General features: G+C 37.7%; 10 protein-coding genes and 1 pseudogene. 3 read left to right on the top strand and 8 right to left on the bottom strand.

The window, feature by feature from the left end; translation table 11 throughout:
• The gene (locus D1953_RS13895) at positions 1-297 is read left to right on the top strand and encodes a Dabb family protein (RefSeq protein WP_119117799.1); all 297 of its coding nucleotides are present in this window, start codon (positions 1-3) and stop codon (positions 295-297) included.
• An 84-nt stretch (positions 298-381) separates the two neighbouring features.
• Complete coding sequence (locus D1953_RS13890; RefSeq protein ID WP_119117798.1) at positions 382-1737, top strand: MFS transporter; 1356 nt, start codon at positions 382-384, stop codon at positions 1735-1737.
• A 627-nt stretch (positions 1738-2364) separates the two neighbouring features.
• On the opposite strand, the gene D1953_RS13885 is transcribed toward D1953_RS13890, so the two are convergent.
• Complete coding sequence (locus D1953_RS13885; protein WP_119117797.1) at positions 2365-3405, bottom strand: NAD(P)-dependent alcohol dehydrogenase; 1041 nt, start codon at positions 3403-3405, stop codon at positions 2365-2367.
• A gap of 391 nt (positions 3406-3796) precedes the next feature.
• On the opposite strand from D1953_RS13885, the pseudogene D1953_RS13880 reads away from it, so the two are divergent.
• A pseudogene (locus D1953_RS13880) lies at positions 3797-4206 on the top strand (MerR family transcriptional regulator).
• A gap of 141 nt (positions 4207-4347) precedes the next feature.
• Here the strand turns inward: D1953_RS13880 and D1953_RS13875 are convergent.
• The 7 genes from D1953_RS13875 to D1953_RS13845 all read right to left on the bottom strand — a co-directional run.
• Positions 4348-4992, bottom strand: coding sequence for a hypothetical protein (locus D1953_RS13875; RefSeq protein ID WP_119117796.1), 645 nt, complete (start codon positions 4990-4992; stop codon positions 4348-4350).
• 227 nt (positions 4993-5219) lie between these two features.
• Positions 5220-7217, bottom strand: a complete 1998-nt coding sequence (locus tag D1953_RS13870) for a serine hydrolase domain-containing protein (protein ID WP_119117795.1) — start codon at positions 7215-7217, stop codon at positions 5220-5222.
• 280 nt (positions 7218-7497) lie between these two features.
• Positions 7498-8466, bottom strand: coding sequence for an NAD(P)-dependent alcohol dehydrogenase (locus tag D1953_RS13865; protein ID WP_119117794.1), 969 nt, complete (start codon positions 8464-8466; stop codon positions 7498-7500).
• Positions 8467-8695: 229 nt separating this feature from the next.
• Positions 8696-10774, bottom strand: coding sequence for a (Fe-S)-binding protein (locus D1953_RS13860; RefSeq protein WP_119117793.1), 2079 nt, complete (start codon positions 10772-10774; stop codon positions 8696-8698).
• A 261-nt stretch (positions 10775-11035) separates the two neighbouring features.
• Positions 11036-11452, bottom strand: a complete 417-nt coding sequence (locus tag D1953_RS13855) for a MaoC family dehydratase (RefSeq protein WP_119117792.1) — start codon at positions 11450-11452, stop codon at positions 11036-11038.
• A gap of 158 nt (positions 11453-11610) precedes the next feature.
• Positions 11611-12390 (bottom strand): enoyl-CoA hydratase/isomerase family protein, encoded by a 780-nt coding sequence (locus tag D1953_RS13850; protein WP_119117791.1) that lies wholly within the window; start codon positions 12388-12390, stop codon positions 11611-11613.
• Positions 12391-12839: 449 nt separating this feature from the next.
• Positions 12840-12975: acyl-CoA dehydrogenase family protein (locus tag D1953_RS13845; RefSeq protein ID WP_281271554.1), on the bottom strand; the 136-nt coding region annotated here is incomplete at its 5' end.

Below are 12975 nucleotides of genomic sequence, written 5' to 3'. Positions count from 1 at the left end.
ATGGTTGAACATATTGTGTTAATCAAATTTTCACAGAAAACAACAAGTGAGCAAAAGGAAGAGTTAATCAGGAAGACCTTACTGCTGAAAGAAATAATTCCAGGTATATTGGATATTCAGCAAGGCAAAAATTTCTCAAACAGAAGTCAGGGATATGAAGTTGGGTTAACCGTCCGATTTAAGGATAGGGCTTCCTTAGAAAACTACGGCCCCCATCCTGCACACCAGGAAATTGTCTCCTATTTGAAAGAAATTGGCTTAGAAGACAGTATAATTGTTGATTTTGATATCAAGTAATATTTTTTTACTTTTAAACTTTAGTACATAAACGCGTTTAGGCATTTCAGCATTTTTACACCATATTTCTAGGGAGTGAACGAAATGAACGTTTTAAATGTAAGTCAAACAATTGACAACAGTCGATTTCGTTCCTTCCATTTTTCCATTATTTTTTGGTGCTTTTTTATTATTCTTATGGATGGATACGATGTAGTCATCTATGGATCTATTGTACCTTCTTTAATGGAAGAATGGAAAATATCAGCTGTTACGGCAGGAGCAATCGGGAGTTATACAGCTGCCGGGACGGCTCTAGGGGCTGTGTTGTTTGGACTATTAGCAGATAAAATTGGTAGAAAAAAAATCATATTAGTTTGTACCACAATTTTTAGCCTTTTCACTGCGCTTTCTGCATTCGCAGAAGGTCCCATGGTGTTTACTGTACTTCGGGTGATTGCGGGGCTGGGACTTGGCGGTGTCATGCCAAATGTCATTGCTTTATCGACCGAATATGCTCCTAAAAAAATTAGGGGAGCAATGGTTTCTTTCATTTTCTGCGGCTATTCCATCGGGGCCATTGTCGCAGCACTCCTCAGTAAATCTATTCTGCCTGCTATGGGATGGAAACCGATTTTCTGGATTGCAGGTTTACCCTTATTGTTGCTTCCGCTTATTTGGAGAAGCATACCGGAGTCAGCGAATTTTCTTTTATCCAAAGGAAAAGACGAAGAGATGAGGAAAATCCTCAATAGAGTCAATCCTGAACTTAAGCTGGGCAGTACGGCCAAATTTGAAAAACCAGCAGCAAAGGAGCCAGGCTCTCCGCTAGTAAAACTCTTCGAAAAGAAACGTGCTCTTAGCACGGTCATGTTCTGGATATCCTGTTTCTCCTGCTTTGTCTTAATCTATGCGATGAATACATGGTTGCCCAAATTAATGATTCAGGCTGGGTATAGCTTAAGCTCCAGTTTGGTATTCGTAGCAATTATGAATGTTGGGGCTGTCCTCGGAACGATTATTTTTGGAAGGTTAACGGATAAATGGGGATTTAAAAAGGTAATGATTCCACTTTATATTTTAGGAGCTATTGCCCTTTCTTGTATTGGTTTAACCAAAAATATTTTACTAGCTTATCTGTTAATCGGAATGATTGGAGCCGCATCTGTTGGTGTCCAAAATATCAGTAATGCCTTTGTGTCTCAATATTACCCACCTTCCATGCGTTCAACCGGAGTCGGTGCTGCCATGGCATTCGGACGAATCGGCGGCATCTTTGCACCTACATTTGTTGGTATCCTATTAACGATGAATTTATCTTCTCAGATGAACTTTACCGTCATCGCCATGGCTGCGGTTCTTGGGGGAATAGCAGTATTGTTTGTTCAGGAAAAGCATGCTTATTATCACACTGAAAGTGAAGAGAATGAAGTTGGAGAGAATCAAAACAAAGTGGTGTAAATAGCGAGAAAGTGGCTATATATAAATATCTTTTAAAAGCTAGTTACAACATAAGAAAAAGCCAATCAACAAGCTGGTGACTGTATTCTGCAGATGCCAGCTTGTTTCATTTTATCAAAAAATAAGCGAGAATCTCCATGAGTAAGCGGGGATAGTTTAATGAAAAGTATTCATTTTAATTGAATTATAAAAAATATTCCTACTTGAAGCACCTCTCTATGAATCATCCGCTCTCTTCCTCTAAATTTAGAGAGATTATTTATGGGAGGTAAACTATACAATTCTTATCTAACAAAATCCTCCATTCTTTTGCCATGATTCCAATACTAATCACCTCCCCTACCGGATATTTTTGAATTCATTAATCTCATATCAAATTACTTTTCTTACACCACCCCTTGTTACTTATCTCCGTAAAATCATAGTTACCATAGAAGCATCACCATTCTTTAATACTCATATAATTGAATTTACAATCTATATGTTAACTATAAGACAAGCACATTGATTAATTTTTTGTATTATCCTGGCTTTTTCTAAAAAGAGCCAGAATAAAAAAGGATAACCCAAAAGCTATGCTTTTGGGTTATCCTCAAAATTACCAGTAGAACCTATCATTTACGCAACTTACATTGTACTGATGTCAATCACGAATCGATACTTCACATCTGAAGCTAATACGCGTTCGTAGGCTTCATCAATTTGGTCGGCTGAAATGACTTCAATCTTAGGAACAATGTTATGTTCTGCACAGAAACCCAACATTTCTTGAGTCTCACGGATGCCCCCAATCATTGAACCTGCAAAGGAACGGCGATGACCGATGAGAGAGAACACATTTAATGACAATGGCTCTGCTGGCGCACCAACATTCACTAGAGTTCCATCCAGCGTTAACAATGAGAGGTAAGCACTAATATCGATTTTTGCACTTACCGTGTTAATGATCAGATCAAAAGTACCAGCAAGTTTCTCGAATGTTTCCGGATCGCTTGTGGCATAGTAGTTGTCTGCGCCCAATTGCAAACCATCTTCCTTTTTACTCAATGTTTGTGACAGGACGGTAACTTCTGCACCCATGGCATGTGCAATTTGGACAGCCATGTGACCAAGACCACCCATACCAACAATAGCTACTTTCTTACCTGGGCCAGCTCCCCAATGATTTAGTGGAGAATATGTCGTAATACCTGCGCATAGTAATGGTGCTGCGGCATCAAGCTCAATGCTATTAGGAATTCTGACTACGAAGCCCTCCGTTACAACAATGTGAGTAGAGTAGCCGCCTTGAGTAGGCTCGCCATATTTGTCAACACCAGCATAGGTAGGGATATTTCCTTTAAGACAGTATTGTTCTTCTCCTTTACGGCAGTTGTCGCATTCGCCGCAGGAGTCAACCATACATCCGACCCCTACACGGTCACCGACCTTGTACTTTGTGACCTCAGCTCCTACATCCGTGACAATTCCCGCAATCTCATGTCCAGGTACGAGCGGATAGTTCACTGGGCCCCATTCTCCATGTGCAGTATGGATGTCAGAATGGCATATTCCTGCATATTTAATTTCAATTAGAACATCATGCAAATCAAGATCGCGTCGTTTAATTTCAGCAGCTCGGAACGATTTGTCTGGACCGTCAACAGCTCGTGCTTTAGCAATTATCATAAAAAAAAATCCTCCTATTAATTTATATTTTTCAAGAGAATGCGCTTATTCCGGTATAAATGAAGAACTCAAGTTACAATTCCCCTTCATTCATTTTTATCCCAACTTTTTTCTCTTACAAAACTATGTTAATCCCTATAGTTAACTCTAGGTCAAGCAATTAGTTTATATTTCTTTTAAAAATTTCCCCAGCCATACAAGTTTCAGATTATCTATCAATCTAGCCTATAGCTAACTACATTTTTTAAAAAGTAAGTATAGCCCTAATGCCAAAGCTATTTTACACTTTCCCTATAGGACAACTTTGACATTCAAAAAAATACCGTGATAAAATCCCCTTACAACATAGAGTTGGCTCGAAGTCTACACCTATAAAAAGAGGAGATAAATGATGAAGACATATTCTATCAGCGAAGTGGCAAATGAACTAAATCTTACCGTATATACCTTGCGTTACTACGATAAGGAAGGGCTTATGCCTTTTGTAGAACGGACACCTAGCGGAACACGATTGTTTAAGGAATCTGATATCGGTGCTTTAAAGGTGATTGAATGTCTGAAAGCCACAGGGATGTCTATTAAGGAAATTAAAAATTTCATTGATTGGTGTTCTGATGGGGATTCCACATTGCAACAAAGATATGACATGTTTATAGAAAGAAAAGCACTTGTAGAAACACAGATGGAAGAACTAAAAAAACAATGGAACTCATCGAACATAAATGCTTATATTACAAGACTGCTTTAGATGCCGGAACGGAAGATATTCATAAAGATAAAATAGAGATTTCCTTTTACTGAAATAATCGGCTTCTAATATACTTAAACTAAACTGCGACATTCACCGCAGCAGGCATTCCATCTATTCTGATTCAAGAAAGAGTATTTTAAGAGTCCTACCACTATAATAAGCATGTGTATTGAAGGGTTTTTACCCAATAGTTAAATCGTCCATTCATCGTGAACAATACCTACAAGGTACCACTTGCTGCCTTTTTTCTCATAAACTAGCTTCAAACTGGACCAATCCATACCACTGTATTTCTTAGTGCCTCCAAAGTAATATTCAACCACAATGGAGTTTGGGTATACCTTACGAATATTGTTAACCGTATTTCCTTTCCCTATCGTTTGATTATACCCGACTTTTTTTATATTTTTATAATCGTGGTCATAAATAAATTTACGGTAGTACTGATTAAACGTCGCCTTAATTGGATTACCTGAGCCATCGTATGCCCCCCATGTGTAAACGGTCTTGCTGGTTGGGAGCTTTCCTATTTGAGAAGGCTTAAATACAAGGTCAGATTTTTTGTCCACATACGTATAGGGAGAGAACCTAACTCCCTTATCAGGATGAATCATAGTTTTTAATTGTTTCATATTTTTGTTTTTAATAGCCTCAACTGTTGCTGTTGCTTTTTTGCCAATGACAGCCTTAGCTTGTTTCGGAGACAGCTTGCTAGATACCGAAACTTGTTGAGCATTTATTTCTTCAAATTTCATTATCGGATGGGTCTCTTGAACATCTATATGTGTTCCAGATAACAAAACAGTAAGGCTTAAAATAACTCCCTGTATACTCATTACTTCGCCCCTCACTTTAAATAATCATTCGCTGCTTTTTAGATTAGATTTTTAAGGATTTTATCTTCTACCGCGCTTACATTTAATAACCTCTTCATTAAAGTACATAGATAGATCTATTCTGTATTTTAATGAAGAGGGAAATTTAGCTCTTATGTTTATAACCCGTATTCTTATTGAAATACATATTTCACAACAGATGAATGAAGTTTTTGTTTCAGAATACTCTATAAGTTTACATTAATAACTTTGGCAATTAATGCAGTAGCTTCTTGTCTTTTCATGATTTTTTTCGATTGATAATTAACTGTTCCATCTTTTTTCGGTTTGATTTCAGGTCCATATAATTTCAATGCCACAATAGTTTTAACACTGTCTAAAGCCCATTTATCAGTGGAGCCAGATAACTTTGCATCCATTGGCTGGACTCCGCTTAGGACAAGCACCCGATATATATAGCTTGCAGCTTCCTGACGAGTTATTGCAGCATTTGGCTTAAATGTTTTTGAAGTAGATGTTACAATCCCATACTCTACAGCTGTTTGGACAACAGCTTTTGCTTTATGATTTTTCATATCTGTAAAACGAACAGGGTTATTCGATAGTTGGATATTCGTTGCTTTTAATAAAACAGTTAAAAATTCAGCCCTTTTAATCGATTCTTTTCCACCAAATGTGCCATCCTTCTTTGCTTCAAGAGCATCTTGGATTTGAAGTGTTTGGATATATTTGCTATATGGATCTTTTGTTGAAACGTCCTTAAAAGGTTTAATAGAACGCTTCTCAGCGTAACTAACATCTCCACCATATTTCAAGTAATCTATTTTACCTTTAGTCTCGTGGAATATGAGATATTTGCCATTTTTATCGACAAACACTAACGGTTCGATTTGTCGGAAAGTATTTTTCCCTAAAACGGAATGAGCTATTTGTATTTTTCCATTTCCAACGGATTTCACTTCTGTAACGAATGTCTTAATCCTTAGATCTCTATAGAACCCTGCAAACTTTTCGAGTTTCTTTTTTGAGGTTTTTAAATATTGATATTTTGGTGCTTCCTGTGGGAAAAATTTAGTCATAAACGCGTTATAAAACTCTAATCTCGGACCGCCCATCATATTACCGGAAAGGAAAACACCTATTTTCTTGTTAGGAACTAGCCAAACGTCGGAGCTGAATCCAGGGATATCTCCCCCTTTATTAACAACGTATTCATTGCTAATTAAAGAATAAGGGGCTTCAAAACCTAAAGTAGTATCAGGAAATTTCGGATGAATCATTTGTTGATATTTATGCATTAATTGGATGCTCTTTTCGCTCAATACTGACTTGCCTTTATATGTCCCACTGTTTAATTGAGCAATCATAAACTTCGCCATATCCCCTCCTGTCGTAAACATTCCTCCATCTGGTAGATTAGTAGGTTTCACGTTATAAACAGGAATTGGCTTTCCTAAAACAGGATCGTATCCAGTCGCTAGATTTTTCAGTAAATCCGGACTAAATACAGTATGAGAATGGTTCATTTCAAGAATAGAGAATACATTTTCTTTCATATAATCTTCATAGCGCTTACCGGTAACTTTTTCAATAAGATAACCTTGGAGTAATGATGCAAAGTTGTCATACATGTAGGATGTACCCGGCTTTCTAATAACAGGCGGGAAGTTCCCCTTAACATAATCTTCTAATGGATAATATGTTTCAAAATCTCCGTGGATGTCGTCTATTTTTACCTCACGAGGCTCAAAGCCGGTGTTATGCAAAATTAAATGCTTTACGCGAACGGGTTCTTTAAACGGATTCTTAAATTTGATTTCCGGGAAATAGGTTCGGATATCCTCTTCCAAATCCACTTTACCTTGATCCACTAATTGCAAAAGCGCCATCGCCGTAAAGGTTTTCGTAACAGAGCCTACACGAAAAAGAGTTTCATCTGGGTTGACCGCTGTTTTTTTCTCAACATCAGCATACCCGTAGCCTTTGTTTAAAAGAACTTGATCTCCTTGAACAACCGTTACTACTGCGCCAGGAGCACTTTTTTGCACCTGTTCATTGCTAAAAAAATCATCCACAAATTTGGTTAATTCACCCCGATCAATGTTTACATTTGCTTCTTTGTTAACTTCAATTGCATTTGCCCTTGTGCTCAATGGACAAATTAACGTACTAAACATAAACGTTAACAAAATAATGAAAAGAAAGGCTTTATTCCATCTTCTCACACAAATTCCTCCTTTTTAGTTATGTACTATAAAAAACATCAGAGGAAATTTGATTGAATTCAATTTATAATAGAATAGTAGTTTATATGAGTAATTAGACCTATTAATATCCATTTATATTAAAAACAACCAAATTAACCCTACTAAAATTTTAACTGCTCATTTGAAAGTTTACAAGATACCAGTCGAAAAACGTAAAAAGGCAACAACCGAAAGGGTTCAGTTGCCTTTTTGTGACATATACAGTCTCTAATACTAACAAAAAACACGGATTCACTCTTCACACAGTGATGACGACTTTTCCTTGAGCATGTCCTTCTTCAAAATACTTGAAAGCTTTGGGAACTTCACTCAACTTATAACCTCTATCAATAACAGGTTTTACTTTACCGGTCTCAAGAAGTTCTTTCATAACAACTAGATCTTTTTGGTTTGGCCTCTGCAAAAAGCTACTCATTTTCTTTCTCCCGGTTATTGAAATGCACGGCCCCAGAACCATGACTTGGAACATTTGAGCTCCGGAACCTCCGACGTGAACAAAAGTTCCTTTTGGACTTAATGCACGCTTATACACTGAAATCGGTTGATATCCATCAGCAGCAAGAATCAGGTCATAACACTCCGTTCTCTCGGTAAAATCTTCCTTCATATAATCAATAACATGATCCGCACCAATTGATTGCACAATGTTTACATTTCTCGTACTGCACACTCCAGTTACCTCGGCCCCGAATGATTTAGCAATCTGTACTGCGAACGCTCCCACACCGCCAGAGGCATCATAAATCAAAACCTTTTGCCCAGCTTGAATCTTGCCTTTATCCCGTAGACTCTGTAAAGCTGTGACTGCCGCCATAGGTACTGCAGCAGCTTCCTCAAAAGACATATTAGATGGTTTTGGTACTAATGCATTTTCAGGAACCGATACATATTCGGCAAAACCACCCCAACCACAACCAGATAGGTCTCCAAAAACCTCATCACCTAGTTGAAACTGCTTAACGTTTGTCCCAATCTCTTCCACCCGACCTGCTATATCACCCCCGGGTATGAAGTATTTTGGTTTCAGAAGACCAAAAGCAAAGCGGGCTAAAAACGGTTCCCCTTTCAAAAGAACCAAGTTACCATAATTCATCGATGCTGCATGAACTTTTACTAGTACTTGATTATCCTTAGGAATAGGTTTTTCGACCTCTTTTAATTCAAGAATATCAGGTGGACCATATTTGTTTTGAACTATAGCTTTCATAATTCTCCCTCCTAATTTACTTTGAATTAATCAATTTATCTCATTTAAAATCATAAATATCACGAAAAAAACGAAAAAAGACCCTCAAGTTAAAAGATATTCAAGACTGAAGTCAGTAAGAAATTATTTAATATAATAGTAAAAAAAATAGATCATACCCGGGAAACTCCCTGGCATAATCTATTTTTTTACGTTCTTTTCTCGCTAATTAAGTTTATTATTCTATAACTCACAATGCTTTTTCCAAAATTTCAACGATGTCATAGTTTTCTACTGTCCCCTCAACTTCTTTTGCCTTTACCCCATCACTAATCATCGTTAAGCAGTATGGACAACCGCTTCCAATCATTGTTGGTTTTGTCTCAAGAAGTTGTTCTGTTCTTGCAATATTAATACGTGTTCCAGTATTCTCTTCCGTCCACATCATACCACCGCCAGCTCCACAGCACATAGCATTTTCACGGTTGCGGCCAGCTTCAACAAGTTTTACACCTGGAATCGCTTTTAATATTTCCCGTGGCGGGTCGTATACATCATTGTAGCGCCCTAAATAACAGGAGTCATGGTAAGTGATGACCTCATTTAATTCTTTTGTGAATTTTATTTTTCCTTCTTTGATCCACTGATCCAACAATTCTGTATGATGATATACTTCTGCTTCAAGACCAAATTCTGGGTACTCATTTTTCAACGTATTATAGGCATGTGGATCCATCGTTACGATTTTCTTCACATTATGCTTTTGGAATGTTTCAATATTGGCATTGGCCAATTCCTGGAATAAAAATTCATTTCCTAGTCTTCTTGGTGTATCACCTGAGTTTTTCTCTTTATTCCCCAGAATAGCAAATGAAATGCCTGCCACATTCATGATACGAGCAAATGACTGGGCAATCTTTTGACTACGGTTATCATAGGAACCCATGGATCCGACAAAGAATAAATATTCAAACTCTTCTCCGGACTTCTCCATTTCTTTAACAGTTAGAACATGAATATCCTCGCGTCCTTCACGCCAATCCCCACGTTCTTTTCGATTAAGTCCCCACGGATTTCCCTGACGTTCGATATTTGTGATAGCACGCTGAGCATCAGAATTCATTTTTCCTTCTGTTAGGACAAGATAACGGCGTAAATCGATAATTTTATCTACATGCTCATTCATCACTGGACATTGATCTTCACAGTTACGACATGTCGTACATGCCCAAATCTCTTCTTCTGTAATAACATCTCCAATTAAACTCACACCTTCGCTCGCTGCTGCTACTTCTTGAAGCCCGGCCTCAGCTAAAGCTAATTGATTCCCTTTTTTGCTTTTAAAAGCAAAAGCCGGCATCCACGGTTCTCTAGAAGTAACCGCTGCTCCTTTTTCTGTCAAGTGATTCCTCATCTTCACAATCAGATCCATTGGAGATAACGTTTTTCCCGTTCCTGAAGCAGGGCACATATTCGTGCATCGTCCACATTCTGCACATGCGTACAGATCAATCAGCTGATGCTGAGTAAAATTCTCAATTTTTCCGACACCAAACTCTTCAGCCGTCTCATCCTCAAAATCAATCTTCCTTAACTTCCCAACAGGTCCGCTCTTCTTAAAAAAGATATTGACCATGGCAAATAACTCATGAAATTGCTTGGACTGTGGGACAAACACCAGAAATGTGAAGACCGTTAACATATGAACCCACCAAAATACGTAGAACAACACAGTTCCTGCCGTTGATCCGATGCCAGAAAATAATGACGCAATAGCACCAGAAAAAGGGGCATAAGCCAGATTCGGTTCATGATTTAACATAATTGCTTCGAATCCTAGTGTAAGCAGGATAGATAAGGTTAGCGTACATAAAGCGATATAGACAAAAGCAGCTTTGCCATCACGCTTCCATTGCAATCGCTTTAACTTTTCCCCATAACGGCGGTAAAATCCATATACAACAGCCAACAGCATAAGGAATGTAGCCCACTCCTGCAGAAGACTGAAATATTTATGCCCCTCACCAAAAGGAAATTCATAGCCTTTAATAAACCCTTTTATGATAAGTTCTATGAGTCCTATTTGAATGATAAAAAAGGTATAAAATAATACTAGATGCATCAAACCGCTTTTCTTGTCTTTAAATAATTTGGACTGACCAAAACCGTTGATTAATATCAGATTGATTCGTTCTTTAAGGTTTGGTTCAAACTCAGCTTTTTTGCCAAGCTTGATAAATAAATAACGGGTGTATACAAGATTGATAAACAAATAGGCTGCATATCCAGCCACAGCTAGGAAAACAAGTAAATTCAACAATGATAACATTCTTTCTCGTCCCTCCAATGACAAACTTTTGAAGTAAATAGGAGGAAGTGAATTCCTCCCATTGCACTATTAAACTCCTATGTCAATCATGGTTTTCTGGAATTCCTCCGCATAATCACGTAGATATTCATTTGCGTCTGTCCATTTTCGTTGGATATATGTATCCAATCTTGGATCCTTGCTAACGTAAAACAATTATGTTGTCCTGTGATTGAACTATTAAACGAGGGAATCCCTATCCTATTTCTTCTTGCTTTCTTTCTATAGTTTCATAACAACTGCTTCTCCATCTACCACTACCTTCTGGTGCTGATTCAATACTTGCGTTTTTAACTTAATAATTTTCTTATCATCCCTTTTTTCTACTACCTCAACAGTTGCCTTAATCGTATCCCCAATTTTAACAGGAGCAGTAAACTTGAAGTTTTGGGACAAATAAATAGAATTCACTCCAGGGAGCTTCATTCCAATAACTGTAGAAATAAAACTACCTGTTAAAAGACCGTGGGCAATTGTTTCTTTAAAAGGTGTTTTCTTAGCAAACTCCTCATCAATGTGAATCGGGTTAAAATCACCAGTCAGATTAGCAAATTGAATGATATCAGAGTCTGTAATCGTTTTAGTGACAAATTCCATATCTCCTACTTGAATATCGTTGTACGTTAGTTCTTTTATCATTAGTAAACATCTCCTTTTATTTTTATAAGAGTTATATATTGCAATCTTTTCAGCCTTATTTTTTGTAAAAAAGGAGCCCGTAAATCCTACACTGCTTTACTCATCTGAGGCTCGTCTTCTGACAAAGAAGATTAAGTGAATAAAATTCGTTTCCCCATTTAGCTCCCTGAAAACGATGCCTGTCTTTTTTCAAGAAAAGCTCTCGTTCCTTCTACCTTGTCTTCTGTTCCATACAAAAAGGCTTGGGCTAAGGTTTCAATCAGTAATCCAGTATCCATATCAACCTCAAACCCTCGATTAACAACAAGCTTGGCCATTTGAACAGCAAGCGGTCCTTTTGCCAATATTCGTTCAGCCTTTTCACAGACAGCATCCATCAATTCCTCTAATGGAACCACGTCTGACACTAAACCAATCGCTTTTGCCTCACTCGCGGAAATGAATTCCCCTGTTAAAATCATATTCATCGCTCGACCCTTACCGATGATTCTCGTTAATCGCTGCGTCCCTCCAGCACCTGGGATAACCGATAAATTCAACTCAGGTAAACCGAATTTTGCATTTTCAGATGCCATCCGAATATCACAACTCATTGCTAATTCGCTTCCACCTCCAAGAGCAAACCCATTAATAGCAGCGATGGTTGCCTTTTTACTATTTTCAATGCGGCGATACACTTCAGTCATACTTCCATTATTGAATGCATCGATTGATTTCCTGGTCGTAAGCTGATTAATATCAGCTCCCGCTGCGAATGCCTTATCACCAACTCCGGTAAAAACAATAACTCCTATTTCCTTATCATTCTCTAACTCTTCCAATGCAAATAAAATTTCCGTAACCGTTTGATTATTCAGGGCGTTTCTTACTTCAGGACGATTAATTTTGATAATGCCAATCTGATTTTCCTTTTCAAGCAATAGATTTTGATAGACCATTATGAATTCCTCCTCATTATCGATATTTCCGATTTAATTAGACAGAAATAATCTTCTTTTGAATTTCAGATGTCCCGTATAATTCGAGCATCACTAACACCCATTTCGCCTAGCTTCTTCTACACCTGTCTTAAAGTGATCCCTTCTCTGTCCCGTTTTGTCTAGTCTGGCAAATTTCTTTATCACTTTTCTGAAAATACTCTTGCTTCTGTAAATAAAAAATTGAATAATGTAATCCCTCCTCACTTATTAATATTGCAAGTTTCATGCCAACAAATATCCTTGGAAAGGATGCACAAAACCCTGCTTCCTTCGCAAAAGTGATAATTTTCTTAAAACTGCGAAGCAAAAATGAATATTACATACTTTCTCAGCACCACGAACCGAATCAACAAGCTTAAAACTGAAAACCAAACGAGACTCGCAGAACCTAGCACAGCACAGGCATATTAATTTTCATCAAGCACGTTTCTAGAAATAATCAATCTTTGAATTTCATTTGTTCCTTCGTAAATTTGAGTAATGCGGGCATCACGATAAAAACGCTCTATTGGATAATCGGATACATACCCCATACCACCATGA

The organism is Peribacillus asahii, assembly GCF_003570725.1.
GTDB classification, from domain to species: domain Bacteria; phylum Bacillota; class Bacilli; order Bacillales; family DSM-1321; genus Peribacillus; species Peribacillus asahii.
Note: the sequence above shows the minus strand (reverse complement) of the source record. Positions and strands in the feature narration are given on the sequence as shown.

Bases quoted from the DNA above. Each gene is read 5' to 3' on its own strand.
- D1953_RS13850 (WP_119117791.1), bottom strand. From the start codon at position 12,390: ATGGTCTATCAAAATCTATTGCTTGAAAAGGAAAATCAGATTGGCATT.
- D1953_RS13875 (WP_119117796.1), bottom strand. From the start codon at position 4,992: ATGAGTATACAGGGAGTTATTTTAAGCCTTACTGTTTTGTTATCTGGA.
- D1953_RS13895 (WP_119117799.1), top strand. From the start codon at position 1: ATGGTTGAACATATTGTGTTAATCAAATTTTCACAGAAAACAACAAGT.
- D1953_RS13890 (WP_119117798.1), top strand. From the start codon at position 382: ATGAACGTTTTAAATGTAAGTCAAACAATTGACAACAGTCGATTTCGT.
- D1953_RS13865 (WP_119117794.1), bottom strand. From the start codon at position 8,466: ATGAAAGCTATAGTTCAAAACAAATATGGTCCACCTGATATTCTTGAA.
- D1953_RS13860 (WP_119117793.1), bottom strand. From the start codon at position 10,774: ATGTTATCATTGTTGAATTTACTTGTTTTCCTAGCTGTGGCTGGATAT.
- D1953_RS13885 (WP_119117797.1), bottom strand. From the start codon at position 3,405: ATGATAATTGCTAAAGCACGAGCTGTTGACGGTCCAGACAAATCGTTC.
- D1953_RS13855 (WP_119117792.1), bottom strand. From the start codon at position 11,452: ATGATAAAAGAACTAACGTACAACGATATTCAAGTAGGAGATATGGAA.